The following is a 26,744-nucleotide window of genomic DNA, read 5'->3' as shown; positions in this document are numbered from 1 at the left end:
GACGGGAACTAGGTAAAGCCTCAGTAAGTTGCATCAGTGGGCTCTACGATCGCTGGGCCTGCTTTCAGACGCATCAACATCGAGGGGCGCACGTTGGCTTTCCAGATGCCGGACCGTGGCCAAGGCCCGTCCGGGCCGAGGGTGAGAGTCGGCCGGCCGTCCCGGCGGGCCCGCACCCTGCTCATGACACTCGGGGTGCTGGCCGTCCTCGCCATGGCGTTCGTGATGTTCGCCGGGTTCTGGACGGACTGGCTCTGGTACCGCTCCGTCGAGTACTCGTCCGTGTTCACCACCACCCTGTGGACCAAGATCGGCCTCTTCGCGGTCTTCGGCCTGCTGATGGGGCTCGCCGTCGGCTTCAACATCTGGCTGGCCTACCGGCTGCGGCCGCCGCTCAGCGCCATGTCGCTGGAGCAGCAGAGCCTGGACCGGTACCGGATGGGTCTGGCCCCGTTCAAGAAGTGGGTGCTGCTCGCGGTCACCGCCCTGGTGGCCCTGATCGCCGGCGCCTCCGCGTCCGGCCAGTGGCGCACCTGGCTCATGTGGGTCAACGGGGTGAAGTTCGGCCAGAAGGACCCGCAGTTCGACCTCGATGTGTCGTTCTACGCCTTCGATCTGCCCTGGTACCGCTTCCTTCTCGCGTTCGGCTTCGCCGCCGCCGTCCTGTCGCTGATCGCCGCCGCGCTCACGCACTACCTGTACGGCGGGCTCAGGATCACCAGCCCGGGCGCGCGTGCCACCGCCGCGGCCACCGGCCACCTCTCGGTGCTGCTCGGCCTCTTCGTCGCGCTCAAGGCCGTCGCGTACTGGCTCGACCGGTACGGCCTGGCGGTGAAGTCCAGTGACTTCAAGGCCACCGGCAACTGGACGGGCCTGCGGTACGTGGACGCCAACGCCTACCTGCCGGCGAAGACCATCCTGTTCTGCATCGCCGTCATCTGCGCGCTGCTGTTCTTCGCGACGCTCTGGCGCCGCACCTGGCAGCTGCCGGTGATCGGCTTCGGTCTGATGGTCCTCTCCGCGATCCTGATCGGCGGCCTGTACCCGGCGATCGTGCAGAAGTTCCAGGTCCAGCCGAACGAGCAGGCCAAGGAAGCGCCGTACATCCAGAAGAACATCGACGCGACCCGCAAGGCCTACGCGATCGACGGGACGAAGGCCGAGAACTACTCGGGCAAGTCGACGGTCAAGGCCAAGGACAAGCTGCGGGCGGACGCCGACACGGCGGCCAGCTACCGGCTCCTCGACCCGAACATCGTGTCGCCGACGTTCCAGCAGCTGGAGCAGAAGCGGAAGTACTACCAGTTCCCGACCACCCTGGACGTGGACCGCTACGCCGGCAAGGACACCGTCGTCGGTCTGCGCGAGCTGAACATCCGGGGCATCCCGAAGCGGAACTGGATCAACGACCACTTCACCTACACCCACGGCTACGGCGCGATCCTCGCCTCGGGCACGCAGACGGACGCCAACGGCTCCCCGGTCTTCACCGAGTCCGGACTGCCGACGACGGGCTCCCTCGGCACGTACCAGCAGCGGATCTACTACGGCGAGAAGACCGACCAGTACTCGATCGTGGGCGGCCCGCAGAAGGAGCTGGACTACGAGGAGAACGGCGAGAAGACCACCAGCTACAAGGAGAAGAGCGGCGTCAGCCTCTCCAACACCTTCAACCGCGCCGCGTACGCGGTGGCCTTCAGTGAGCCGCAGATCCTCTACTCGGGGGCCATCGGCGACGGCTCGCGGATCCTCTACAACCGCACGCCCAAGGAGCGCGTCGAGGCCGTCGCGCCCTGGCTGACCATCGACGGCGACGCCTACCCGGCGGTCGTCGACGGCCGCATCCAGTGGATCATCGACGCCTACACGACGACCAACGGCTACCCGTACGCCTCGCGCACCACGCTCGGCGACACCACGGCCGACTCGCTGACCGTCGGCAACCAGCAGCGCACGGTCGTCGCCCAGCAGAACCAGGTCAACTACATCCGTAACTCGGTCAAGGCCACCGTCGACGCCTACGACGGCACGGTGAAGCTCTACGAGTGGGACACCCAGGACCCGGTCCTCAAGACCTGGATGAAGGCCTTCCCGGACACGGTCAGGCCGAAGTCCGAGATCAAGGGCGACCTGCTCGCGCACCTGCGCTACCCGCAGGACATGTTCAAGGTCCAGCGCGAGCTGCTGACCCGCTACCACGTCACCGACCCCGCGCAGTTCTACAGCGGCTCGGACGCCTGGCAGGTGCCGGACGACCCGACCAACAAGGACGGCAACGCGGTCCCGCCGTACTACCTGAGCATGAAGATGCCCGCGGACACGGCGCAGCGCTTCTCGCTGACGACGACCTTCACGCCGAACGGGCGGCCCAACCTGGGCGCCTTCATGGCGGTCGACGCCGACGCCACCAGCAAGGAGTACGGCCGGCTGAGACTGCTGCGGGTCACCGAGGACGTCCCGGGCCCGGCCCAGGTGCAGAGCAAGCTCAACAGTCTGCCCTCCGTGGCCACCTTCGTCCGGGACATGAAGGGCGCCGACTCGGACATCCAGTACGGCAACCTGCTGACCGTGCCCCTCGACGGCGGGTTCCTGTACGTGGAGCCGGTGTACGCCCAGGGGCGCAACGCGCTCTATCCGCTCCTGAAGAAGGTCGCGGTGTCGTACGTGGACGCGGACCAGCCGAACGGTGACACGACCAAGGACACCACGGTGTTCGAGGACAACCTCACCGAGGCGCTCAACGCGGTCTTCGGGGTGGAGGCGCCCACCGCGCCGACGACCCCGCCGGGCACCACGAAGCCGCCCGGCACGACCCAGCCGCCGGCCTCGAACGACGCGGCCCTCCAGCAGGCCATCGCCGACGCCCAGAAGGCGTACGACGCCGGCCAGGCCGCTCTGCAGAAGGGTGACTGGACCGCGTACGGCAAGGCCCAGGAGGACCTCCAGGCGGCGCTCCAGCGGGCCGCTGACGCCGGTGCGAAGCTCAAGACCCCCGGGTCAGGCGGCTGACCTGAGCTTTTCCGTCCCCGCGTCGTGATACTGTGGTTTCACCGACGCGGGGTGGAGCAGCTCGGTAGCTCGCTGGGCTCATAACCCAGAGGTCGCAGGTTCAAATCCTGTCCCCGCTACTAGAGGACAAGGGCCCGGATCCATAAGGATCCGGGCCTTTGTCGTGTGTCGGCGTGCCCGGGGGTGCCGAAGAGCGGTAGGGAAGGGGCGAGTTGGCGTGAGTCGTGTTTGACTTGTCTCTCTGTGGGCATGTCGACAAAACGCTGAGTGACCTCACTGGCTGCGGTATACCAGGTGTGCTCGGGTTGCGGGTGGTGCGACGATGGTATTTATGGGGGACAGGGCAACTCTGTTGGAGACAGGGCGGTTTGTGCAGCGGCACGCCAGAAACGCCGCAGACGAGATCATCGAGGCAGTAGGGGCCGTCGATGCGGCCGTCGACACCACCGCCGAGACCGACGCCGAGAACGAGACCGAGACCGAGACCGAGGCCCGGCACCGGCGGGCCGCCGAGCGGGGCGACCTCGCCTCGATGAGCGCCCTCGGCGCCCTGCTGCTGCGCCGCGGTGACCTCGACGGCGCCGAGCCGTATCTGCGCGGAGCCACCGCCGAGGGGGACCGGGCCGCCGCCAACAACCTGGGCGTCCTGCTCCACCAGCGCGGGTACGCCGAGGAGGCCGCCGGCTGGTGGCGGGTCGCCGCCGTCGCCGGCTCCGCCCCCGCCGCCCACGCCCTCGGCCGCCACCACCGCGAGCGCGGCGACGAGCCGGCCGCCGAGTACTGGCTGCGCCAGGCCGCCGAGCAGGGCCACGCCCTCGGCGCGTACGCCCTCGCCGACCTCCTGGAGCACCGCAGCGACGTCGGCGCCGAGCGCTGGCTGCGCGCCGCCGCGGAGCAGGGCCACCGCGAGGCCGCCTTCCGCCTCGCGCTCGCCCTGGAGCGCCGCGCCACCGAGACCACGCGCGGACCGCACGAGACCGGCACCCGCCTCCGGGTCCCCGGCACCAGGGCGATCGTGCCGTCCGGCACGGCCGCGACCGGCATCGCCGTGCCCGTGCAGCCCGCAGGTGAGGGCGCCGGGGAGACCGCCGAGGCCGAGCAGTGGTTCCGGCAGGCCGCCGCGCGCGGCCACCGGCGGGCCGCGCTCCACCTGGGCGCCATCCTGGAGCACCGGGGCGAGCTCAAGGAGGCCGGCCGCTGGTACCTCAGCTCCGCCAAGGAGGGCGAGGCGAAGGCCGCCTGCGCACTCGGCTTCCTGCTCCGCGACGCGGGCGACGAGGAGAGCGCCGCCGTGTGGTGGCTGCGGGCCGCCCAGGACGGCGACGGCAACGCCGCCAACGCGCTCGGAGCCCTGCACGCCGCCCGCGGTGAGCAGCAGACCGCCGAGCGCTGGTACCGGGCCGCCATGGACGCCGGCGACGTCAACGGCGCCTACAACCTCGGGCTGCTCTGCGCCGCCCAGGACCGCATCCCGCAGGCCGAGCAGTGGTACCGGCGCGCCGCCTACGCGGGCCACCGCGAGGCCGCCAACGCGCTCGCCGTGTTGCTCCTCCAGGCCGGCGACGCCAACGGCGCGGAGCCCTGGTTCTCCAAGGCCGCCGAGGCCGGCAGCGTGGACGCCGCCTTCAACCTGGGCATCCTGCACGCCGGCCGCGACGACGACCGCACGGCCCTCGTCTGGTACGAGCGGGCCGCGGCCGCCGGACACACCGAGGCCGCCCTCCAGGTCGGCATCGCCGCCCTGCGCGACGGCGACGAGCAGACCGCCGAGCGGCACCTGCGGTGCGCGGCCGGCGGCGGCAGCGCCGAGGCCGCCTTCCGGCTCGCCTCGGTGCTCGACGCGCGTCGCCCCGAGCCCGGCCCCGCCGTGCTCGGCGCGCCCCGCGAGGAGAAGTCCGAGTGCGAGGAGTGGTACGAGCGGGCCGCCCAGCAGGGCCACCGCCGTGCCCAGGTGCGGGTCGGGATGCTCGCCGCCGGGCGCGGCGACCTGGCCGAGGCCGACCGCTGGTACCGCGAGGCCGCCGAGGCGGGCAGCCGCAACGGTGCCTTCAACCTCGGGCTGCTCCTCGCCCGCGAGGGCAGCGAGCGGGAGGCCGCCCTCTGGTGGACCCGCGCGGCCCGGGCGGGCCACGGCCGTGCCGCGCTCCGGCTCGCGCTGCTCGCGGCGCGCCGGGGCGAGCTCACCGAGGGGCGTCGCTGGTGCGACCGCGCGGTGGAGCTGGGCCCGGCGGAGGTCGCCGAGCGGGCGGCCCGGCTGAGCGAGGCGCTGCACCAGGAGCTCACGGCGTAAACGAATTTGCCCTGCTCCGGACGGTCCCGTAAGGTGGTGTTCACCGACGCGGGGTGGAGCAGCTCGGTAGCTCGCTGGGCTCATAACCCAGAGGTCGCAGGTTCAAATCCTGTCCCCGCTACTCAGTAGCAACGAAGGCCCGGATCCAGTCACTGGATCCGGGCCTTCGTCGTATCCGTGTTCCGGGGTACGAAGAAGCCCCCGCCGGAGCGGGGGCTTTTCCGTAGGTCGTCAGGCCGTCGTGGCGCAGCTCGGGCAGATGCCCCGGTACGTGACCTCGACGTTCGAGATCGTGAATCCGAAGCGCTCGGCGTCCGGGAGGTCCGCCAGCGGGTCGCCGGCCGGGTGCACGTCGCGGATCGCGCCGCAGCGGCCGCAGACCAGGTGCTGGTGGGGCCGGTGGGCGTTGGGGTCGTACCGCTTGGCGCGTCCGTCGGTCGCGACCTCGATGACCTCGCCGAGCGTCACCATCTCGCCCAGCGTGTTGTACACGGTCGCGCGCGAGATCTCCGGCAGCCTCGTCACAGCGCGCGCGTGGACCTCGTCGGCGGTCAGGTGCACATGGTCCCCGTCGAGGACCTCGGCCACGACACGCCGCTGCGCGGTCATCCGCCAGCCGCGTCCGCGCAGTCGTTCCAACAGGTCACTCATGAGGGCCAGCCTAACAGCCGGGGGATCGGGGTCCCGAACGGGTGTGACTTTGGATGTCTACTTGACTTAGACATTGTCCATTGTAGGATCGAAACCGGTACTGGCCAAGATCCCATGCGGGAACTCGGCCGAGGGACAGGACACGCAGGACTTCACACAGGAGGCGCACGTGACGCAGGGACCGCTCACCACGGAGGCCGGGGCTCCGGTCGCGGACAACCAGAACAGCGAGACCGCGGGCGTCGGTGGTCCGGTCCTCGTCCAGGACCAGCTCCTCCTGGAGAAGCTCGCCCACTTCAACCGCGAGCGCATCCCGGAGCGCGTGGTCCACGCGCGCGGTGCGGGCGCCTACGGCACCTTCACGGTGACCCGTGACGTCACGCGGTGGACGCGCGCCACGTTCCTCTCCGAGATCGGCAAGGAGACCGAGACCTTCCTGCGCTTCTCCACCGTCGCGGGCAACCTCGGCGCGGCGGACGCGGTGCGCGACCCCCGCGGCTGGGCGCTGAAGTTCTACACCGAAGAGGGCAACTACGACCTCGTCGGCAACAACACCCCGGTGTTCTTCATCAAGGACGCCATCAAGTTCCCCGACTTCATCCACACCCAGAAGCGCGACCCGTACACGGGCTCGCAGGAGGCGGACAACGTCTGGGACTTCTGGGGCCTCTCCCCGGAGTCGACGCACCAGGTCACCTGGCTCTTCGGCGACCGCGGCATCCCCGCCTCGTACCGCCACATGAACGGCTACGGCTCGCACACGTTCCAGTGGAACAACGAGGCCGGCGAGGTCTTCTGGGTCAAGTACCACTTCAAGACCGACCAGGGCATCAAGAACCTCACCCAGGACGAGGCCAACCGCCTCGCCGGCGAGGACCCGGACTCCCACCAGCGCGACCTGCGCGAGGCCATCGAGCGCGGCGACTTCCCGAGCTGGACCGTGCAGGTCCAGATCATGCCCGCCGCCGACGCGGCGAACTACCGCTTCAACCCCTTCGACCTCACCAAGGTGTGGCCACACGAGGACTACCCGCCGATCGAGATCGGCAAGCTGGAGCTCAACCGCAACCCGGAGAACATCTTCGCCGAGGTCGAGCAGTCGATCTTCAGCCCCGCGCACTTCGTGCCGGGCATCGGTCCCTCCCCGGACAAGATGCTCCAGGGCCGCCTCTTCGCGTACGGCGACGCCCACCGCTACCGCGTCGGCATCAACGCCGACCACCTGCCGGTGAACCGCCCGCACGCCACCGAGGCGCGCACGCACGCGCGTGACGGCTTCCTCTACGACGGCCGCCACAAGGGCGCCAAGAACTACGAGCCGAACAGCTTCGGCGGCCCGTACCAGACGGACAAGCCGCTCTGGGCCGGCTCCGCGGTCACCGGCGTGACCGGCGACCACGCCGCCCCCTCGCACGCCGAGGACGACGACTTCGTGCAGGCGGGCAACCTCTACCGCCTGATGTCCGAGGACGAGAAGAGCCGCCTCGTCGCGAACCTGGCCGGCTTCATCGCCAAGGTCTCGCGCGACGACATCGCCGAGCGGGCGATCGGCAACTTCCGCCAGGCGGACGGTGACTTCGGCAAGCGGCTCGAGGCCGCGGTCCAGGCCCTGCGCGGCTGAGGGCGCTTGCCTTAGGTGGAGAGCGGGCCGGACTTCCGTACGGAGTCCGGCCCGCTCTCGCATGCTCACCCGGCGACGCTGTGCACCGGGATCCAGCAGCGGATGATGTCGCGTACGGAGACGATGCCGACGGGGCCCCGGTCGTCGAGGACGACGAGGTGACGGAAGCCGCCGCGCGTCATGGCCTCGGCCGCCTCCGCCAGGGTCCAACCGGGCGCCGCGAAGACGACGTCACGGGTGGTGTGGGAGCCGGCGGTCTCCCGGTCGGGGTCCTGGTCCCGGGCGAGGGAGTTGAGGATGTCGCGTTCGGTGAGGATGCCGAGGCCGCCGGCATCGGTGTCGAGGACGACGGCCGCGCCGACGCGGCGCGCCGCCATCAGTCGGGCTGCCTGCCGGAGGGTGTGGGCGGGGCCGATGGTGAGGACCACCGTGCTCATGGCGTCACGGACGAGCATGAAGGGAGCCACCTCCTCGGTGAATTCTTCCAAGAGAAGAAATTCACAAGTTCACAATCGGGGGGACTCTCAGAGTGGCACCGGGGCGAGGGGTCGACAAGGGGGCGCGCGAGGCGCCCCCGGGGAGCGCCGGGGGCGCTCAGCTCTCCTGGTTCAGGTAGCTGAGCAGCTCGCCGTGGAGCAGGCCGTTCGACGCCGCCGCGTTCCCGCTGTGCGGGCCGTGCCGGCCGTCCAGGCCCGTGTACGTGCCACCGGCCTCCTGGACCACGATCGCGACCGCGGCCATGTCCCACAGGGACAGCTCCGGCTCCGCGCAGATGTCCACGGAACCCTCCGCGACCATCATGTACGGCCAGAAGTCGCCGTACGCCCGGGTCCGCCAGCACGCGCGCGTGAGGTCGAGGAAGCCGTCGAGGCGGCCCCGCTCCTCCCAGCCGCTCAGCGAGGAGTACGCGAAGGAGGCGTCCGACAGGGACGCCACCTTCGAGACGCCGAGCCGGGTCGCCGAGGCCAGGCTGCGGCCCGTGTACGCGCCGAGGCCCTTCGCCGCCCACCAGCGCCGGCCGAGCGCCGGGGCGGACACCACGCCCACCACCGGCTGGAAGCCGGTCTCCCCGGCCTCCATCAGCGCGATCAGCGTCGCCCAGACCGGCACCCCGCGCACATAGTTCTTCGTGCCGTCGATCGGGTCGATCACCCAGCGGCGCGGGCCCGTGCCCTCCACGCCGTACTCCTCGCCGAGGATCGCGTCGCGCGGCCTGGCGCGCTGGAGCTGACCGCGGATCAGCTCCTCCGCCGCCTTGTCGGCCTCGCTCACCGGAGTCATGTCCGGCTTCGTCTCGACCTTGAGGTCGAGCGCCTGGAATCGGTCCATGGTGGCCGCGTCGGCGGCATCCGCGAGGACGTGGGCGAGACGCAGATCATCGTGGTAGTCGGCCATGCTCGGCACTCTATCCCCGAGCCGGAGACCCGCGCGGAACCGTCCATCGCGGCGGCCCGGACGGTCCCTGCGAGCCCCTTGACAGGGTGTGGGCTGCTGTCGACGCTGAGCGGAGAACCGTTCCCTCCCGGAGGTGAGGATGGCGAACGCCCGCGAGGCACTGCTCGACGCCGCGTTCGCCGCGCTCGCGCACCGCCCCTGGTCCGCCGTGCGGATGGCCGACCTCGCCACCTCCGCCCGGGTCTCCCGGCAGACCCTCTACAACGAGTTCGGCTCCAAGGAGGGGCTCGCCCGTGCCCTCGTACGGAGGGAGGCCGACGCCTACCTCCAGGGCGTCCGGCACCTGCTCGCCGCCCCCGCCCCGCCCGAGCGGAACCTCGTCGCCGTCGCCGAGTGGATCGTCGCCCGCGCCGCCGTCCGCCCGATACTGCGGGCCCTGCTCACCGGCGCCTGGAACGAGCGGCTGCCCCAGCCCCGGCCCGTACGCCCCGGCGCCCGGCCCGCCCCCGTCCCCGCCCAGCGGCGCGCCGACGCCGGGCCGCCCGCACCCGGCGAGCTCGTGGCGGAGGCCGCGGCCTCGGCGGGGGAGCAATGGGCGGCCGGCTGCGAACTCGCCGTACGGATCGCCCTGAGCCACGTCGTCGCACCGGTGCTGCCGGTGACCCCTCAGTGCGCCGAGCCGGAGAGCTGGAGTCCGATGACCCCCACGATCACCAGACTGATGGAGACGATCTTGAGCGTGGAGACCACGTCACCGAGGAAGACCATGCCGTAGATCGCCGTCCCGGCCGCGCCGATCCCCGTCCACACCGCGTACGCCGGACCCACGTCGAGCTTCCGCAGGGCGAGGGTGAGGAGACCGAAGCTGCCCAGGGCGAACGCCGCGAAGGCGATGGTCGGCCAGAGGCGGGTGAAACCGTGCGAGAGCTTCAGGCAGACCGCGAAGCCCGTCTCCAGGATCCCCGCGATCACCACCAGCAGCCACGCCATCGTCAGTGCCTCCCACGCCGTCGGTGACTGCTTCGTCTCACTTGGTGCGATTATGCACTTACCGGCAGCGAGCAGGCGTAAACGCCGACGGCTCAGTCGCCCTCGCGTCGCTCCCGGGTCGCGAGCAGCCGCCGCAGCGAGAACAGCCGCGCCGGATCGGCGTGCCCCTCCGCCACGAACGCGTCGAGCGCGCAGTCCGGCTCGTCGTGGCTGCAGGCGCGCGGGCAGTTCTCCGTGCCCGGCTCCAGGTCGGGGAAGGCGTGGATGACCCGGGACGGGTCGACGTGGTGCAGACCGAAGGAGCGCACGCCCGGGGTGTCGATGACCCAGCCGTCGGCCGCGTCGAGGGGCAGCGCGAGCGCCGAGGTCGTGGTGTGCCGGCCGCGGCCCGTCACCGCGTTCACACGGCCGGTGATCCGCCGCTTCTCCTCCGGCACCAGGGCGTTGACCAGCGTCGTCTTCCCGACGCCGGAGTGCCCGACGAAGGCCGTGACCCGCCCGTCCAGATACTGCCGCACCCGGTCGGCCGCCCCGCCGTCGTACAGCTCCTCGCGGTTCACCACCACGTGCGGGATGTCCAGGTCCCCGTACAGCTCCAGAAGCTTCTCCGGCGGCGCCAGGTCCGACTTCGTCATCACCAGGAAGGGTTCGAGCCCGCCGTCGTACGCCGCCACCAGACAGCGGTCGATCAGCCGGGGGCGCGGCTCCGGGTCGGCGAGCGCGGTGACGATCGCCAGCTGGTCGGCGTTGGCGACGACCACCCGCTCGAACGGGTCGTCGTCGTCGGCCGTGCGCCGGAGCACCGAGCTGCGCTCGCCGATCCGCACGATCCGGGCCAGCGTGTCCTTCTCGCCGGAGAGGTCGCCGACGAGGGAGACCCGGTCGCCGACGACGGCGGCCTTGCGGCCCAGCTCGCGCGCCTTCATCGCCGTCACGGTCCGGTCCTCGACCAGGCAGGTCAGCCGGCCGCGGTCGACGGTGAGGACCATGCCCTCGACGGCGTCCTCGTGCTTCGGGCGGATGGTGGTGCGGGGACGGGTGCCCTTGCGGTTGGGCCGCTGGCGGATGTCGTCCTCGTCGGTGTGCTTGCCGTAGCGCCGCATGGTTCAGACCCCGAGCATTTCGGTCCACATCGTCGGGAAGTCCGGCAAGGTCTTGGCCGTCGTCGCCACGTCCTCGATCTCCACGCCCTCGACGGCGAGGCCGATGATCGCGCCCGCCGTCGCCATGCGGTGGTCGTGGTACGTGTGGAAGACGCCGCCGTGCAGCGGGCGCGGGCGGATGTGGAGACCGTCCTCGGTCTCGGTCACGTCGCCGCCGAGCTCGTTGATCTCCTTGGTGAGCGCCGCGAGCCGGTCCGTCTCGTGCAGCCGCAGATGGGCCACCCCGCGCAGGGTCGAGGGGGAGTCGGCGAGGGCCGCGACCGCCGCGATGCCGGGGGTCAGCTCGCCGACCTCGCCCAGGTCCACGTCGATGCCGTGGATCCGGCCCGTTCCGGTGAAGGTCAGGCCCGCGTCGGTGAGCTCGCAGGAGCCACCCATCTCGGTGAAGATCCGGCGCAGCTCGTCGCCCGGCTGGGTGGTCCGCTCCGGCCAGTCCGGGATCGTCACCCGGCCGCCGGTCACCAGGGCCGCCGCCAGGAACGGCTGCGCGTTCGACAGATCGGGCTCGACGACCAGGTCGCGGCCGCGCAGCGCGGAGGGCGCCACCCGCCACACGTTGGGCTCGCCGCCGTGCTCCGGCTCGTCGACCCGGGCGCCGACCGCGCGCAGCATGTCGACCGTCATCCGGATGTGGGGGAGCGAGGGGAGCCGGCTGCCCACGTGCCGTACCTCGACGCCCTGGTTGAAGCGGGGCGCGGACAGCAGCAGGGCGCTGACGAACTGGGAGGACGAGGAGGCGTCGATCTCGACGGTGCCGCCGTCCAGGCCCCCGGCGCCGTGCACGGTCATCGGGAGCGCGCCCCGGCTCTCGTCGTCGATCCGGGCGCCGAGCGCGCGCAGCGCGTCGATCACGCCGTGCAGCGGGCGCTCGTGGGAGCGGGGGTCGCCGTCGAAGCGCACCGGGCCGTCGGCGAGGGCCGCGACCGGGGGCAGGAAGCGCATGACCGTGCCCGCGTTGCCGACGTCGACGGTCGCGGGGCCGCGCAGCGGGGAGGGGATGATCCGCCAGGCCTCGCCGGAGCCGTCGGGGCCCACCCCTTCCTCGATCTTCACGCCGAGGGTACGGAGCGCCTCGGCCATCAGGAGGGTGTCGCGGGAGCGCAGCGGGCGGCGCAGCCAGCCCGGCTCGGCGGCGAGCGCGGCGAGGACCAGGGCGCGGTTGGTGACCGACTTCGATCCGGGCACGGTGACGGTCGCGTCGACGGCGCCGCTCGCATACGGGGCGGGCCAGAGGTCGGTGGGCGGGTCGGTGTGCGCGGAAGCTGCTGCGGTCATGGACTCACTGTACGGGGGAGTCAGAAGCCCAGGAGCCAGCGACCGCCGCCGATCAGGGCGGATATGGCCACCGTGTGGAAGAAGAGGAGCCACACGCCGGCGGGCACCTGGGTGAGCCGCGAGAGCTGGTCCGCGTCCGAGTCGGGGGCGCCGCCGTGGCGCCGTTTCGCCTGGAGCTCGAAGGCCGGCCGGACACCGCCGATGAGCAGGAACCACACCGCCGCGCAGGCGAAGGTCGACTGGACCTCGGAGCCGGCCAGCAGGGAGACGAGGAGGAAGGAGGCGCCCGTCAGGACGACGGTGAGGACCCCGTACGCGTTGCGGACCATCACGAGCAGCGCGAGCAGCAGGGCGGTCGCGATCCACAGCAGCAGGGTGATGTGGCGGGTGCCGAGCAGGGCGGCGCCCCCGAGGCCGAGCAGCGGGGCCGCCGGATAGCCGGCGGCGAGGGTGAGGACGACGCCGAGGCCGGTCGGGCGGCCCCGGGACACGGTGAGCCCGCTGGTGTCCGAGTGCAGCCGGATCGCCTCAAGGCGGCGGTTGGTGGCGACGGCGACGAGTCCGTGACCGCCCTCGTGGGCGATGGTGATGGCGTTGCGGGCGAGGAGCCAGGCGCGCCGGACCACGACCAGGCCCAGCGCGCAGCCGAGGGTGAAGTAGACGATCCACTCGTCCGGAGCGGGCTGGGTACCGAGGATCTCGGTCATTTCGCGGACGGCTCCTCGGTCGTGTGCGGGAACGTGGCAGTGTGGCACGTATGTGCGGACGGTATGCATCGAGTCGGCGGCCCGAGGACCTTGTCGCCGCCTTCGGGATCGAGAAGTGGGAGCCCGACGAGACCCTGGCTCCCGACTGGAACGTGGCCCCCACCAAGGAGGTCTGGGCCGTTCTGGAGCGTCCTCTGAAAGACGCCGTATCCCGGCGGCCGGTTCGCCAGCTGCGCGCACTGAAATGGGGGCTCGTCCCGTCCTGGGCGAAGTCGCCGGAGGGCGCCGCCCGGATGATCAACGCGCGCGCGGAGACCGTCGACGAGAAGCCCTCCTTCAAGCGCGCCTTCCAGTCGCGCCGGTGCATCCTTCCCGCCGACGGTTACTACGAGTGGGTGACCGGGGCCGCCGAGCGCGACCTGGAGGTCGAGGGGAAGAAGAAGCGGGCCCGCAAGCAGCCGTACTTCGTGACCCCGGCGGACGGCTCCGTCTTCGCGATGGCCGGGCTCTACGAGTTCTGGCGGGACGGCACCCTGCCGCCCGAGCACCCCGCCGCGTGGTGGGTCACCTGCTCGGTCGTCACCACCGAGGCCGAGACCGGCCCGCTCGGCGTCGCCCCCGCCGAGGGCCCGCGCTCCCTCGCCGACATCCACCCCCGGATGCCGCTGATGCTGACCGATGACCGCTGGGACGCCTGGCTCGACCCGGCGCGCACCGACCCCGAGGAGCTGCGCGGGCTGCTCGCCCCGCCGCCGGGCGGCCTGATGCGGGCCTACCCGGTCGCCACCGCCGTCAGCAACGTCCGCAACAACGGCCCCGAACTCCTGGCCGAGCTCGCCGGACCGGAAGTCGGCACGCTGTTCTGACCCGTGGGGAGCTTCGGACGGCAGGATGGGGACGTGACACAGTACGAGACCGTTTCCACCGACGCCGGTGAGGCGCGCATCACCTGGCACGCCGGCACGAAGCCGTGGGCCGTCCTCGCCCTCGGGCACGGCGCCGGAGGCGGCGTCGAGGCCCGTGACCTCCAGGCCCTCGCCGGGGCGCTGCCCGCCCGTGGCGTGACCGTCGCCCTCGTCGAGCAGCCCTGGCGGGTCGCCGGCAAGAAGGTCGCCCCCGCGCCGAAGACCCTCGACACCGGCTGGCGCGGCCTCTGGCCGGCCCTCGCGAAGCCCGGCCTCCCGGTGGTCGCGGGCGGCCGCAGCGCCGGCGCCCGCGTCGCCTGCCGGACCGGGCGGGAGCTCGGCGCGCTCGCCGTCCTCGCCCTGAGCTTCCCGCTCCACCCGCCGGGCAGGCCGGAGCGGTCCCGCGCCGAGGAGCTCCTCTCCACCGGCCTGCCCACCCTCGTCGTCCAGGGCGGCAACGACCCCTTCGGGCGGCCCGAGGAGTACCCGGAAGGCCCGTACGAGCTCGTGGAGATCCCGTACGGGGACCACGGCTTCGCCCTCCCCAAGCGCGCGCCGCTCGGCCAGGAGGATGCCCTCGGGCTCCTGGTCGACGGGGTCGCCGAGTGGATCTCCGCACTCCGCTGATCTCCCCGCCGCTCCCGGGAATGCCGAGCGGAGGGCCACTGTTGTGGAGAGGGTCGGTGTGAGAGCAAGGAAGAGGGAGTCCGTCGTATGGGTATGACCATCTGCCCGGAGCGTGCGCAGGCCGCTGACCTCGACTGGACAGTGCTGCCCGCGCCCAAGGCCGCCCCTATTCGGGCGGCGGGCGGAGCGGTTCCTCGTCTATCCTCCGAAACGAGCGGGTCCGCCCTCGGGCTCGCCGCCGCGCTGGAGGAGGTGGGTCCGGTCACTGGGACCGACACAGGGACCGACGACGGCCCCGAGGAGACGACCGAGGAGCGCAACGCGCGCTTCGAGCGGGACGCCCTCGGCTACCTCGACCAGATGTACTCGGCCGCGCTCCGCATGACGCGGAACCCCGCGGACGCGGAGGACCTGGTGCAGGAGACCTACGCCAAGGCGTACGGATCCTTCCACCAGTTCCGCGAGGGTACGAACCTCAAGGCCTGGCTCTACCGCATCCTCACGAACACCTTCATCAACTCGTACCGCAAGAAGCAGCGTGAGCCCCAGCGCAGCGCCGCCGAGGAGATCGAGGACTGGCAGCTCGCCCGCGCCGAGTCGCACATGTCGACCGGTCTGCGCTCCGCCGAGTCGCAGGCGCTCGACCATCTTCCCGACTCCGACGTGAAGGAAGCGCTCCAGGCGATTCCCGAGGAGTTCCGCATCGCCGTCTATCTCGCCGATGTCGAGGGCTTTGCGTACAAGGAGATCGCGGACATCATGGGGACACCCATCGGTACGGTGATGTCCCGACTGCACCGGGGCCGCCGCCAGCTGCGCGGCATGCTCGAGGACTACGCTCGCGACCGCGGGCTGGTACCCGCGGGCGCCGGAGAGTCGTCGAACGATCTGAAAGGCTCGGGCTCATGAGCTGCGGAGAGCCGCACGAGACGGATTGCTCAGAGGTCCTGGATCATCTCTACGAGTTCCTCGACCATGAGATGCCCGACAGCGACTGCACCAAGTTCGAGGTGCACTTCGAGGAGTGCTCCCCGTGCCTGGAGAAGTACGGCCTCGAGCAGGCGGTGAAGAAGCTCGTCAAGCGCTGCTGCGGCAGTGACGACGTCCCCACCGACCTGCGCGCCAAGGTCATGGGACGGATCGACCTGATCCGCGCCGGACACCTGGTGCCCGAGCAGGACATCACGGCGCCCGCGCCGACGACCCCCGCCCCGCAGGAGTAGCACCCCTCCCGTACAAGCCGTATCAGGGAAGCGAACGGCCGCCGCGACGATCTCGCGGCGGCCTCGCGCATATATTCAGCTTGTATCACCCGATGGTGCGAATCACTCGGACCGCGCCGTCCCAGGCCGCCCAACTCGCTAGCGTGACAAGCGTGATGGGCGTGAACGTCATTCCGCGAGCGGCCCGCGTGTACATCGGCTGCGCCCTGCTCGGCGCCGGGGCCTGCGCCCTGCCCGCGCTGCGGCCCGGCGCGCCCGTCCCCTGGGGCACGGTCGCACTCCTCGCCGCCCTGTACGCGCTCTGCGAGCTGCCCGCCCGCTGCCGACTCGTCGGCCGCGCCCTCGGCGGCTCCGTCCCCATGGGCACCGGCTCCTTCTTCCCCGTGCTCCTCGCCTCCGCGCTGCTCCTGCCGCCCGCCGCCGCCGCGCTCACCGCGATCCCCGGCAGCCTCCTCGCCCGCGTCGAGGAACCCCCCGCCCCCACCCGCCGCGCCTGGCGGGCCGCCGCAACCGCCCTCGCCGTCTGGGCCGCCGCCCTGACCGCAGGCACCCTCGGCGGCCCCACCGCCCTCGGCCGCGGCCCCGACGCCCCCGACCTGCCCTACGCGCTGCTGCCCGCCGGCGCCGCCGCCCTCGCCTTCTGCCTGGTCCTCACCGCGCTCGACGGGGGCATCCGGGCCACCGCCGACGGACTGCCCCTGCGGGCCGCCTGGCGCGGCCTCCTCGGCCGGGCGCTCGCCCCGCACACCGTCCACGGACTCGCCGGACTGATGATGGCCGTCCTCTGGCGCAGCACGTACGGCCCGGTCGCGGCGCTCTTCGTCCTCCTCCCCATGTACATCTCCTGCTGGGTCTTCGCCCAGTACCACCGGGAGCGCGCCGCCCACCAGGCCACCATCCGCGCCCTCGTCCAGGCCGTCGACATCAAGGACCGGTACACCCGCGGCCACAGCGAACGCGTCGGCCACGCCTCCGTCCTGATCGCCCGTGAGCTCGGCATGGCCGAGGACCGCCTCGACGTCGTCCGCTTCGCCGGCATCCTGCACGACGTGGGCAAGCTCGGCGTGCCCACCCGGGTGCTCACCAAGGACGGCCCCCTCACCCCCGAGGAACGGCGGGTCATCGAACTGCACCCCGAATACGGCCACGAGATGGTCCGCGGCATCGGCTTCCTCGGCGAGGCACGGGCCGCGATCCTCCACCACCACGAACGTATGGACGGCAGCGGCTACCCGTACGGGCTCCACGGCGAGCAGATCCCCGAATTCGCCCGGGTCGTGGCCGTCGCCGACGCCTTCGACGCGATGACCTCCACCCGCTGCTACAGCCGGGCCCGCCCGGTGCCCACCGCCCTCGCCGAACTGGAGCGCTGCGCCGGCACCCAGTTCGACCCCCGCATGGTCACCGCCCTCGCCCAGGCCCTGGACCGGCACGGCTGGCAGCCGGCCGTCACCGCGGACGAGACCACCCCACAGCCGGAACCGCAGCCCGGCCCGGTGCCCCCGCCCCGCGAAACCCTCCCCGCACCGGCCGCCCCCGCCAAGGAGCCCGCATGAGGCCCGGGGCGCTCACCGTCGCCACCGTGCACGGCGCCGCCCTCCTCCTCGGCCTCGCCGCCTTCGGCACCACCCTCTGGCACGGCCTCGACGAACCCGGCAACGCCCTCGCCTTCGGCACCCTCATCGCCCTCGGCGAGCTCGCCCGCTGGGGCGCCGCGCCCGGCGAACGGGAACCCGCGCCGCTCGCCGCCGCCGGAGCCCTCGCGTACGCCCTCCTCGGCACCAGCGCCGGCACCGCCACCACCCACGGCGCCCTCCAGACCGTCGCCGTCGCCGTCGCCGCGGGCCTCGCCGGGATCGTCCCCCACATCGCCCGGGGCAGAGGCCCCGGCCTCGACCACCTCGCCCGCCGCGTCCTCACCGTCGGCTTCGCCGCGCTCTGCTTCCAGCCCCTCTACAACTCGGGCGCCGTCACGGAGCACCTCGGCCAGGGCCCCGCGTACGCCCTCTTCCTCGGCCTCCTGCTCGTCCTGACCGCCCTGTGCGACGCCGTCCTCGCCGCCCTCGTCCTGCGCGCCCGCACCGGATTCCCGTACGGCCCCCTCCTCCGCGACGAACTCCGCGCCCTCCTCGGCATCGGCTCCGCCGTCTGCGCCACCGGCACCGTCATGGCGCTCGGCGTCGCCGCCGCCGGACTCTGGGCACTGCCCGTCCTCGCCGTCCCCCTCCTCCTCACCCAGGTCTCCTTCCGGCGGTACGCGGCCGTGCGGACCGTCAACCGGCAGACCATCGCCTCCCTCGCCCGCGCCACCGAGATCGCCGGCTGCACCCCGCCCGGGCACACCCGCCGGGTCGCCGCCCTCAGCACGGCCGTCGGGCGCGAGCTGGGCCTCTCCGGGACCGAACTCACCGTCCTGGAGCACGCGGCGCTCATGCACGACATCGGACAGCTCTCCCTCGTCGACCCGGTCGCGGGCGGCGCCACCGCGCTCCTCCCGGCCGAGGAACAGCGCAGGATCGCCCTCCTGGGCGGCGAGGTCGTCCGCAGGACCGGCGTCCCCGAGGCCGTCGCCGTCGTCGTGGAACGGCAGGCCGACCCGTACCGCGAGCAGCCGCCGGCCGCCCGGATCGTCCGCGCCGTGAACGCCTACGACGACCTCACCGGAGCCGGCGCGGGCGAGGGGGCGGCCGCGGGGGCGGGCGCCGCCCTCGACGCCCTGGAGCGGCTCAGGCTCGGCACCGCCCGCGACTATCACCCGGATGTCGTCGAAGGCCTGGCCAGGGTCCTGGCACGGGGCGGAGCCACTGGGGTGACCTCGGCAGTCCTTGGGTAACCCATGGGTAATGAGCGCGCGTCCGACCGGGCATGGTTGGATGCGAACAAGAGGGTGAAGCGACCGGCAGGCGGGAATCGTGAAGATCTTCGGGAAGGTACGGCATCGGCCCTCCGCCTCGTGGCGGCAGGCCACCGACCGCGCGTTCACGCTGATCGGCGACGGCCGGTACGAGGACGCGGGCGCACTTCTCACACGCGCGGCGGACCTGGAGCCCTGGCTCTCGGAGTCCTGGTTCAACCTGGCGCTGCTGCACAAGTTCCGGCACGACTGGGAGCAGGCGCGGGCCGCCGGGCTGCGCGCCGTCGCGCTGCTCGACAAGGAGACCGGCGCCCCCGACTGGTGGAACGTGGGCATCGCCGCCACCGCCCTCCAGGACTGGCCGCTGGCCCGCCGCGCCTGGCAGGCCTACGGCCTCAAGGTCCCCGGCGCCGCCGCCGGCACCGGCGAGCCCGCCGGCATGGAGCTGGGCAGCGCCGCCGTCCGGCTCTCGCCCGAGGGCGAGGCGGAGGTCGTGTGGGGCCGCCGGCTCGACCCGGCCCGGATCGAGGTCCTCTCCATCCCGCTGCCGTCCTCCGGCCGCCGCTGGGGCGAGGTCGTCCTCCACGACGGCGTGCCGAACGGCGAGCGGACCACCACCGCCGGCCCCTCCTACCCCGTCTTCGACGAGATCGAGCTGTGGGCACCCTCGCCCGTCCCCACCTGGGTGGTCCTCCTGGAGGCCGCCACCGAGGCCGACCGGGACGCCCTGGAGCAGCTCGCCGCCGAGGCCGGATTCGCCGCCGAGGACTGGTCGTCCTCCGTACGCCTGCTCTGTCGCGCCTGCTCCGAGTCGACCATGCCGAGCGCCGAGGGCGAGGGCGAGCACTCCGACCCGCACGACCACAGTGAGCCGGGGCACCCGGGCCCGCTCGGCCACCGCTCGCCCGGCGAGCTGTGGGTGCCGGAGCGCGAGTGCGGCATCGCGGCCCCGGCGGGCCTGGTGCGCGGGCTCCTCGACGGCTGGGTGGCGGACAGCCCGGACTCCCGCGAGTGGCGAGATCTTGAGGAAGTCTGCTGACCGCTGCCCGTAGGCTGTACTCGGCACCTACCACGGGGTGTACCGGTTCGAGGAAGAAGGCGTACGGCGGACATGTCGCAGCAGGGCACTGAGCAGGAGCAGACGGGCGTGTACGCCGTGGACGACGAGGGCTTCATCGTCGACACCGAGGACACCGAGGAGCGCGAGACCGCCCACCGCGAGCGCGGCACCTCCCGCCCCATCACGGTCGTGGGCAACCCCGTCCTGCACCGGGAGTGCAAGGACGTCACCGAGTTCGACGACGAGCTGGCGCAGCTCATCGACGACATGTTCGCCAGCCAGCGCACCGCCGAGGGCGTCGGCCTCGCCGCCAACCAGATCGGCGTCGACCTCAAGGTCTTCGTCTACGACTGCATGGACGACGAGGGCAGGCGCCACGTCGGCCACGTGATCAACCCGGTCCTCGTCGACCTGCCGGCCGACCAGCGACACCTCGACGACTCGAACGAGGGCTGCCTGTCGGTCCCGACCGCGTACGCCGAGCTGGCCCGCCCGGACTACGCCGAGGTCACCGGCCAGGACCTGAAGGGCAACCCGATCAAGGTCCGCGGCACCGGCTACTTCGCCCGCTGCCTCCAGCACGAGACGGACCACCTGTACGGCTTCCTCTACATCGACAAGCTGTCGAAGCGCGACCGCAAGGACGCCCTCCGCCAGATGGAAGAGGGCACCCCGCGCTACCCGGTCGTCCCGAACGAGTGACGTTCCCGCAGGTACGGAGAAGGGCCCCGCACTCCTCGGAGTGCGGGGCCCTTTCGCGTACCGGCTTAGAAGTCCTCGTCGAGGTCCACCGAGCCCTCGACCGCCACCTGGTAGGCGGACGGGCGGCGCTCGAAGAAGTTGGTCAGTTCCTGGACGCCCTGGAGCTCCATGAAGGAGAAGGGGTTGTCGGAGCCGTAGACGGGCGGGAGGCCCAGGCGCACGAGACGCTGGTCGGCGACGCACTGGAGGTACTCGCGCATCGACTCGGTGTTCATGCCCGGCAGTCCGTCGCCGCACAGGTCGCGGCCGAACTGCAGTTCCGCCTCGACGGCTTCCTTGATCATGTCGGTGATCTGCCGGCCGAGTTCGTCGTCGAAGAGCTCCGGCTCCTCCTCCCGTACGGTGTCGACGAATGCGAAAGCGGCGTCCATGTGGCAGCTCTCGTCCCGGAACACCCAGTTGGTGCCGGTCGCCAGGCCGTGGAGGAGGCCGCGGGAGCGGAACCAGTAGACGTAGGCGAAGGCGCCGTAGAAGAACAGGCCCTCGATGCACGCCGCGAAGCAGATCAGGTTCAGCAGGAAGCGGCGGCGGTCGGCGGCCGTCTCCAGCTTCTCGATCTTCTCGACCGAGTCCATCCACTTGAAGCAGAACTGCGCCTTCTCGCGGATGGAGGGGATGTTCTCCACCGCGTCGAAGGCCGCCGCGCGGTCGTCCGGGTCGGGCAGGTACGTGTCCAGGAGCGTCAGGTAGAACTGGACGTGGACCGCTTCCTCGAAGAGCTGGCGCGAGAGGTACAGGCGCGCTTCCGGGGAGTTGATGTGCTTGTACAGCGTCAGGACCAGGTTGTTCGCCACGATCGAGTCGCCCGTCGCGAAGAACGCGACCAGACGGCCGATCATGTGCTGCTCACCGGGGGTGAGCTTGGCGAGGTCGGCGACGTCCGAGTGGAGGTCGACCTCCTCCACGGTCCAGGTGTTCTTGATCGCGTCCCGGTAGCGCTCGTAGAAGTCCGGGTAGCGCATGGGGCGGAGCGTGAGCTCGAAGCCCGGGTCCAGGAGGTTCTTCTTCTCGGTACTCATTACTGGCAGGCCTCGCAGGACTCGGGGTTCTCAAGGGAGCAGGCGATCGCGTCCGCGTCGGGGGCCGCCTGCTGGACGGGGATCGGCGCGGCGGCCTGGGCGGCGCGGGCGATCCGGGTCGCCGGGCGGGAGCGCAGGTAGTACGTCGTCTTCAGGCCCTGCTTCCAGGCGTACGCGTACATCGACGACAGCTTGCCGATCGTCGGCGTCTCCATGAACAGGTTCAGGGACTGGCTCTGGTCGAGGAACGGGGTCCGCGCCGCCGCCATGTCGATCAGGCCGCGCTGCGGGATCTCCCAGGCCGTGCGGTACAGCTCGCGGACCTCGGCCGGGACCCAGGTGAAGCCGGCCACCGAGCCGTTGGAGTCGCGCAGCGCCTCGCGGGTCTGGGCGTCCCACACGCCGAGCTTCTTCAGCTCGTCGACGAGGTACGAGTTGACCTGGAGGAACTCGCCGGACAGCGTCTCGCGCTTGAACAGGTTGGAGACCTGCGGCTCGATGCACTCGTAGACGCCGGCGATCGAGGCGATCGTCGCGGTCGGGGCGATGGCGAGGAGGAGGCTGTTGCGCATGCCGACGGCGGCGATGCGCTCGCGCAGGGCCGTCCAGCGCTCCGGCCAGTTCAGCTCCACGTCGTAGTGGTCCGGGTGCAGGACGCCCTGGGCGGTGCGGGTCTTGTCCCAGGCGGGGAGCGGGCCGCTGCGCTCGGCGAGGTCCGCAGACGCCTCGTACGCCGCCAGCATGATCCGCTCGGCGATCCTCGTCGACAGGGCGCGCGCCTCGGCCGAGTCGAACGGCAGCTTCAGCTGGAAGAAGACGTCCTGGAGGCCCATCGCGCCCAGGCCGACCGGGCGCCACTTGGCGTTGGAGCGGCCCGCCTGCTCGGTCGGGTAGAAGTTGATGTCGACGACCCGGTCGAGGAAGGTGACGGCCGTGCGGACGGTCTCGTCCAGGCGCTCCCAGTCGATGTCCGAACCGACGACGAACGCGCCGAGGTTGACCGAGCCCAGGTTGCAGACGGCCGTCTCGCCGTCGTTCGTGACCTCGATGATCTCGGTGCACAGGTTGGAGGAGTGGACGACCGTGCCCGGCTCGGCCGTCTGGTTGGCGGTGCGGTTGGAGGCGTCCTTGAACGTCATCCAGCCGTTGCCGGTCTGCGCGAGGGTCCGCATCATCCGGCCGTACAGGTCGCGGGCCGGCATCGTCTTGCGGGCCAGGCCCGCCGCCTCGGCCTTGAGGTAGGCGGCGTCGAACTCCGCGCCGTACAGGTCGACGAGCTCGGGCACGTCCGCCGGGGAGAACAGCGACCACTCGGCGTCGGCGTTGACCCGGCGCATGAACTCGTCCGGGATCCAGTGCGCCAGGTTCAGGTTGTGCGTACGGCGCTGGTCCTCGCCCGTGTTGTCGCGGAGCTCCAGGAACTCCTCGATGTCCGCGTGCCAGGTCTCCAGGTAGACCGCGGCGGCGCCCTTGCGGCGGCCGCCCTGGTTCACGGCGGCGACGGAGGCGTCGAGGGTCTTCAGGAACGGCACGATGCCGTTGGAGTGCCCGTTGGTGCCGCGGATCAGCGAACCGCGGGCGCGGATGCGGGAGTACGAGAGACCGATGCCGCCCGCGTGCTTCGAGAGGCGCGCGACCTGGTGGTAGCGGTCGTAGATGGAGTCCAGCTCGTCCTGCGGGGAGTCCAGGAGGTAGCAGGAGGACATCTGCGGGTGGCGGGTGCCGGAGTTGAAGAGCGTGGGGGAGGACGGGAGGTAGTCCAGGCGGCTCATCAGGCCGTACAGCGCCGTCACTTCGTCGAGGGCGCGGACCGATGCGTCCTCGGCGAGGCCGGCGGCGACGCGCAGCATGAAGTGCTGCGGGGTCTCGACGACCTTGCGGGTGATCGGGTGGCGCAGCAGGTAGCGCGAGTAGAGGGTGCGCAGACCGAAGTAGCCGAAGCGGTCGTCGCCGGCCGGGTCGATCGTGGCGTCGAGGCGGTCCGCGTGGAGGGCGACGAACTCGGCGGTGCGGTCGGCGATGAGGCCCTCGCGGTGACCGACGGCGACGGAGGCCGAGAAGGTCACGGCGCCCTGGCCGGCCGCCTCGTCGGCGATGGTGATGGTGAGGAGCCGGGCGGCGAGCCGGGAGTAAGCGGGGTCCTCGGCGATCAGGCCGGCGGCCGCCTCGGTGGCCAGCTCGCGCAGCTCCGCCTCGTCCGACGTGGCGCTGCGGCCGCGGAGGGCGGCGGCGGCGACCTTGCCGGGGTCGGTGTCCGGGAGGTCGGCGGTGAGATCGGTCAGGGTCCGCAGGAGTACGGTCCCGGGGCCGTCGGTCTCGATCGCTGCGGCCGGATCGGCGGGCGCGATGGTCACGTGGGGGCTCTCCCTCGCTCGGCTCGGGGCCTCGGGCGGGAAGGCGGGCAGGCGGGCACCCGTACGCGTGGGCGCGCCGCGTCCACCGGCCCACTCCGCGAGGCCCGGACGTCTGTGACACCCGGAACGGACGGACCGGGCGCGCTGCCGGCAGGTCCTCGGACTCACCGCGTACGAAACCGCACGAAGCACACCGTTGCGGGACAGTTCCGGATTCGCGCCGGATTCCCCTGCGTCGACAGCGAGGATGAGCATACATGTGGGGGGCGCCGCTCGCGGCACCCCCCACATGTTGTGTCGGTCCCGGCGCTACAGCTCCAGGGCGTACGTCCGCAGCAAGTGGTCCGGGATCGGTTCCCAGTCCCGCTGGGGGGTGCGGACGAAGCCGAGACGCTCGTAGATCCGGTGCGCCGAGACCATCAGATCGGCCGTGGAGAGCACGAGGCGCGCGCACCCGGGAAGGGCCCGTGCGCGGTCCACGCAGGCGCGTACGAGGGCTTCTCCGACGCCCCTGCCGCGGGCCGCCGGCGCGACGACGAGCATGCGGAATTCGGCCTCGCCGGGGACGGCGATGTCCGCCCAGGTGGTGCCGCCCTCCGCGAAGGTCACCCCGCCGATGATCCCGCCGTCCGCGTCGACGGCGACCAGGACCTCGCTCTCGCGCGCCCGCCGGGCCGTGTCGCGGAGCACCGCCAGATAGAAGTCGTCCTCGCCGTGCAGCAGCAGCCCGTCATTCAGATAGGTGAACCCGGTGAGGTCACCGAGCTCCTCGTACTCCTCGGGCCGTACTGCCCTGATCGTGAAGTCCATGTGCCTCAGTCTGCCTCCGCCGCACGCGAAGGGGCCCGGAGTTTTCCGGGCCCCTCTGTCACGCGTCCGTGGGTCAGTGCGCTTCGGCCCCGACCTTCGGGAGGTCGCGGACACCGGCGTCGCCCGCGTCCGCCGTGTAGTCCTCCGGCGAGGTCTCGTCGACGCCCTCGGGGGCCTTGACGGCCTTGAGGACGAAGGTCAGGACGACCGTGACGACGACGTTGAGCACGAAGGCGGTGAGGCCGATGTAGCCGATCTCGCCGATGCCCGGGATCTCGGCGGCCGAACCGCCGAAGTGCTTCTGGGTCGGGCTGGCGACGCCGTACGCGGCGGCCGTGCCGTACACCATGCCGACGGCCCAGCCGGCGAGCAGCGCCCAGCGGTGGAACCAGCGGGTGAAGAGACCGCCGACGAGCGCCGGGAAGGTCTGCAGGATCCAGATGCCGCCGAGCAGCTGGAAGTTGATCGCGACCGTCTTGTCCATGGTGAGGACGAAGACCAGCGCGCCGACCTTCACCAGGAGCGAGACCAGCTTGGAGACCTTGGTCTCCTGGGCCGGGGTGGCGTCCGGCTTGATGAAGTCCTTGTAGATGTTGCGGGTGAAGAGGTTGGCCGCGGCGATCGACATGATCGCGGCCGGGACGAGCGCGCCGATGCCGATCGCGGCGAACGCGACGCCCGCGAACCAGTCCGGGAACATGGTCTCGAAGAGCTGCGGGATGGCGAGCTGGCCGTTCTTGACCTTGATGCCGGCGGCGATCGCCATGAAGCCGAGCAGCGCGAGCAGGCCCAGCATCAGCGAGTACAGCGGCAGGATCGTGGTGTTGCGGCGGATGACGTTCCGGCTCCGGGACGACAGGGTCGCCGTGATGGAGTGCGGGTACATGAAGAGCGCGAGGGCCGAGCCGAGCGCGAGCGTCGCGTACGTCCACTGGCCGGCCTCGCCGGGGACGAGCGCGCCCTTCGGCTTGCCGGTCGCCGGGTTGATCGTCTGGTACGCCTCGGCCGCCTTGCCGAAGATCTCGTCGAAGCCGCCCAGTTTGATCGGGATGTAGATGATCGCCACCGCGATGACGATGTAGATCAGGGTGTCCTTGACGAAGGCGATGAGCGCGGGGGCGCGCAGGCCGGACGAGTAGGTGTACGCGGCCAGGACGCCGAAGGCGATGAGCAGCGGCAGGTCCTTCACGAACCAGTTGGTGTTCTCGCCGCCGCCGACGCCCATCACGTCCAGGACGGCCTGGATGCCGACGAGCTGGAGCGCGATGTACGGCATGGTGGCGAGGATGCCGGTGACCGCCACCGCCAGCGACAGGCCCTTGGAGCCGAAGCGGCCGCGCACGAAGTCGGAGGTGGTGACGTATCCGTGCTTGTGCGAGACCGACCAGAGGCGCGGCAGGAAGGTGAAGATCAGCGGGTACACGAGGATCGTGTACGGGACGGCGAAGAAGCCGGCCGCGCCCGCCGCGTAGATGGCCGCGGGGACGGCGACGAAGGTGTACGCCGTGTAGAGGTCGCCGCCGAGCAGGAACCAGGTCACCCAGGTGCCGAACGACCGGCCGCCCAGACCCCACTCGTCGAGGCTGTGCTCGTTCTCGGCCTTGCGCCAGCGCGCGGCCAGGAAGCCCATGGCCGTGACGGCCAGGAAGAAGAAGACGAAGACGCCGAGCGCCACGCCGTTCACGCCGGTCACGTCCTTCATCGTGCGTCACCTCCCTTGCGGGCGCGCTGGTCCCGCTGCCACAGCTTGTACGCGATCATGGTGAGAGCCGTGGAGATCAGTACCCAGAGCATCTGGTACCAGTAGAAGAACGGGATGCCGGCGAAGAGCGGTTCGGCCTTCGCGTAGGAGCTCACCCAGAGCATCGCCACGAACGGGGCGAACAGACAGAGCGCGATCACCACCCGCAGGGGGGTGATGGTCGGTTGATTCCCTTGTGTCACATCTGACGCTTCTGGCATGGCAATTCCGTCCCCTCACTGATCACCTCGGTAATGCTGGGGAAATCTAGGGGACGGCTCCGTCGCT

Annotated in this window: 24 protein-coding genes, 2 tRNA genes and 1 riboswitch; of the genes, 14 read left to right on the top strand and 12 right to left on the bottom strand. The window is 71.5% G+C overall.

Translation table 11 applies throughout. The features are described 5' to 3' along the window. Nucleotides 1-105: 105 nt before the first annotated feature. The 4 genes from AC07AW_RS02550 to AC07AW_RS02535 all read left to right on the top strand — a co-directional run bounded on the left by AC07AW_RS02550 (nt 106) and on the right by AC07AW_RS02535 (nt 5,420). On the top strand, nt 106-3,009 hold the full coding sequence (locus AC07AW_RS02550; protein WP_478813676.1) for a UPF0182 family membrane protein: 2,904 nt from the start codon (nt 106-108) through the stop codon (nt 3,007-3,009). Between the two features lie 45 nt (nt 3,010-3,054). Beyond that, nucleotides 3,055-3,128 (top strand) — tRNA-Met (locus AC07AW_RS02545). A gap of 203 nt (nt 3,129-3,331) precedes the next feature. Then, entirely contained in the window at nt 3,332-5,299 is a 1,968-nt protein-coding gene (locus AC07AW_RS02540) for an SEL1-like repeat protein (RefSeq protein WP_478813675.1), read from the top strand. Nucleotides 5,300-5,346: 47 nt separating this feature from the next. Beyond that, a tRNA-Met gene (locus AC07AW_RS02535) sits at nt 5,347-5,420 on the top strand. 110 nt (nt 5,421-5,530) lie between these two features. On the opposite strand, the gene AC07AW_RS02530 is transcribed toward AC07AW_RS02535, so the two are convergent. Next, nucleotides 5,531-5,950: a Fur family transcriptional regulator gene (locus AC07AW_RS02530; RefSeq protein ID WP_382867180.1), complete on the bottom strand. Its 420-nt coding sequence runs from the start codon at nt 5,948-5,950 to the stop codon at nt 5,531-5,533. Nucleotides 5,951-6,119: 169 nt separating this feature from the next. Between AC07AW_RS02530 and AC07AW_RS02525 the strand changes: the two genes are divergently transcribed. Then, the gene (locus AC07AW_RS02525; RefSeq protein ID WP_478813674.1) at nt 6,120-7,571 is read left to right on the top strand and encodes a catalase; all 1,452 of its coding nucleotides are present in this window, start codon (nt 6,120-6,122) and stop codon (nt 7,569-7,571) included. A 65-nt stretch (nt 7,572-7,636) separates the two neighbouring features. On the opposite strand, the gene AC07AW_RS02520 is transcribed toward AC07AW_RS02525, so the two are convergent. Then, the gene (locus AC07AW_RS02520) at nt 7,637-8,026 is read right to left on the bottom strand and encodes a CBS domain-containing protein (protein WP_478813673.1); all 390 of its coding nucleotides are present in this window, start codon (nt 8,024-8,026) and stop codon (nt 7,637-7,639) included. 139 nt (nt 8,027-8,165) lie between these two features. Further along, the gene (gene hisN / locus AC07AW_RS02515) at nt 8,166-8,966 is read right to left on the bottom strand and encodes a histidinol-phosphatase (protein WP_478813672.1); all 801 of its coding nucleotides are present in this window, start codon (nt 8,964-8,966) and stop codon (nt 8,166-8,168) included. A gap of 139 nt (nt 8,967-9,105) precedes the next feature. On the opposite strand from hisN, the gene AC07AW_RS02510 reads away from it, so the two are divergent. Next, nucleotides 9,106-9,741, top strand: coding sequence for a TetR/AcrR family transcriptional regulator (locus tag AC07AW_RS02510; protein ID WP_478813671.1), 636 nt, complete (start codon nt 9,106-9,108; stop codon nt 9,739-9,741). On the opposite strand, the gene AC07AW_RS02505 is transcribed toward AC07AW_RS02510, so the two are convergent. The 4 genes from AC07AW_RS02505 to AC07AW_RS02490 form a co-directional block, all read right to left on the bottom strand. Then, complete coding sequence (locus AC07AW_RS02505; protein WP_392150638.1) at nt 9,633-9,956, bottom strand: DMT family transporter; 324 nt, start codon at nt 9,954-9,956, stop codon at nt 9,633-9,635. The genes AC07AW_RS02510 and AC07AW_RS02505 overlap by 109 nt on opposite strands. A gap of 92 nt (nt 9,957-10,048) precedes the next feature. Further along, the gene (gene rsgA / locus AC07AW_RS02500) at nt 10,049-11,059 is read right to left on the bottom strand and encodes a ribosome small subunit-dependent GTPase A (RefSeq protein ID WP_478813670.1); all 1,011 of its coding nucleotides are present in this window, start codon (nt 11,057-11,059) and stop codon (nt 10,049-10,051) included. Between the two features lie 3 nt (nt 11,060-11,062). Further along, nucleotides 11,063-12,394, bottom strand: a complete 1,332-nt coding sequence (aroA, locus tag AC07AW_RS02495; protein ID WP_351184082.1) for a 3-phosphoshikimate 1-carboxyvinyltransferase — start codon at nt 12,392-12,394, stop codon at nt 11,063-11,065. 20 nt (nt 12,395-12,414) lie between these two features. Next, nucleotides 12,415-13,101, bottom strand: coding sequence for a M50 family metallopeptidase (locus AC07AW_RS02490; protein WP_478813669.1), 687 nt, complete (start codon nt 13,099-13,101; stop codon nt 12,415-12,417). 50 nt (nt 13,102-13,151) lie between these two features. Here AC07AW_RS02490 and AC07AW_RS02485 point away from each other — a divergent pair, with 50 nt between their 5' ends. From AC07AW_RS02485 to def, 8 genes are all read left to right on the top strand, one after another. Then, nucleotides 13,152-13,967, top strand: a complete 816-nt coding sequence (locus tag AC07AW_RS02485; RefSeq protein WP_478813668.1) for an SOS response-associated peptidase — start codon at nt 13,152-13,154, stop codon at nt 13,965-13,967. 33 nt (nt 13,968-14,000) lie between these two features. Beyond that, nucleotides 14,001-14,633, top strand: a complete 633-nt coding sequence (locus AC07AW_RS02480; RefSeq protein WP_478813667.1) for an alpha/beta hydrolase family protein — start codon at nt 14,001-14,003, stop codon at nt 14,631-14,633. Nucleotides 14,634-14,885: 252 nt separating this feature from the next. Beyond that, nucleotides 14,886-15,542, top strand: a complete 657-nt coding sequence (locus AC07AW_RS02475; RefSeq protein WP_030207302.1) for a sigma-70 family RNA polymerase sigma factor — start codon at nt 14,886-14,888, stop codon at nt 15,540-15,542. Continuing rightward, nucleotides 15,539-15,856 (top strand): mycothiol system anti-sigma-R factor, encoded by a 318-nt coding sequence (gene rsrA, locus AC07AW_RS02470; protein WP_478813666.1) that lies wholly within the window; start codon nt 15,539-15,541, stop codon nt 15,854-15,856. The genes AC07AW_RS02475 and rsrA overlap by 4 nt, the downstream gene beginning before the upstream one ends. A 161-nt stretch (nt 15,857-16,017) precedes the next feature. Continuing rightward, complete coding sequence (locus tag AC07AW_RS02465; protein WP_478813665.1) at nt 16,018-17,412, top strand: HD-GYP domain-containing protein; 1,395 nt, start codon at nt 16,018-16,020, stop codon at nt 17,410-17,412. Next, nucleotides 17,409-18,689: an HD-GYP domain-containing protein gene (locus AC07AW_RS02460; RefSeq protein ID WP_478813664.1), complete on the top strand. Its 1,281-nt coding sequence runs from the start codon at nt 17,409-17,411 to the stop codon at nt 18,687-18,689. The genes AC07AW_RS02465 and AC07AW_RS02460 overlap by 4 nt, the downstream gene beginning before the upstream one ends. A gap of 79 nt (nt 18,690-18,768) precedes the next feature. Then, complete coding sequence (locus AC07AW_RS02455) at nt 18,769-19,749, top strand: tetratricopeptide repeat protein (RefSeq protein ID WP_017236276.1); 981 nt, start codon at nt 18,769-18,771, stop codon at nt 19,747-19,749. A 72-nt stretch (nt 19,750-19,821) separates the two neighbouring features. After that, nucleotides 19,822-20,472, top strand: coding sequence for a peptide deformylase (gene def / locus AC07AW_RS02450; RefSeq protein WP_478813663.1), 651 nt, complete (start codon nt 19,822-19,824; stop codon nt 20,470-20,472). A 65-nt stretch (nt 20,473-20,537) separates the two neighbouring features. Here def and AC07AW_RS02445 read toward each other — a convergent pair whose 3' ends face one another. The 5 genes from AC07AW_RS02445 to AC07AW_RS02425 form a co-directional block, all read right to left on the bottom strand. Continuing rightward, entirely contained in the window at nt 20,538-21,551 is a 1,014-nt protein-coding gene (locus AC07AW_RS02445; protein WP_478813662.1) for a ribonucleotide-diphosphate reductase subunit beta, read from the bottom strand. Then, nucleotides 21,551-23,905: a ribonucleoside-diphosphate reductase subunit alpha gene (locus AC07AW_RS02440; protein WP_478813661.1), complete on the bottom strand. Its 2,355-nt coding sequence runs from the start codon at nt 23,903-23,905 to the stop codon at nt 21,551-21,553. The genes AC07AW_RS02445 and AC07AW_RS02440 overlap by 1 nt, the downstream gene beginning before the upstream one ends. Nucleotides 23,906-24,037: 132 nt before the next feature. Beyond that, a riboswitch (cobalamin riboswitch) is annotated at nt 24,038-24,160 on the bottom strand. Nucleotides 24,161-24,214: 54 nt separating this feature from the next. After that, nucleotides 24,215-24,715 (bottom strand): GNAT family N-acetyltransferase, encoded by a 501-nt coding sequence (locus tag AC07AW_RS02435; RefSeq protein WP_478813660.1) that lies wholly within the window; start codon nt 24,713-24,715, stop codon nt 24,215-24,217. Nucleotides 24,716-24,788: 73 nt separating this feature from the next. After that, entirely contained in the window at nt 24,789-26,417 is a 1,629-nt protein-coding gene (gene mctP, locus AC07AW_RS02430) for a monocarboxylate uptake permease MctP (protein ID WP_478813659.1), read from the bottom strand. Then, nucleotides 26,414-26,677, bottom strand: coding sequence for a DUF3311 domain-containing protein (locus AC07AW_RS02425; protein WP_478813658.1), 264 nt, complete (start codon nt 26,675-26,677; stop codon nt 26,414-26,416). Before AC07AW_RS02425 ends, mctP begins: the two co-directional genes overlap by 4 nt. Nucleotides 26,678-26,744 lie beyond the last annotated feature (67 nt).

It is taken from the genome of Streptomyces sp. NPDC044003 (genome assembly GCF_056435185.1).
This window is presented reverse-complemented; position numbering and strand designations above follow the sequence as displayed.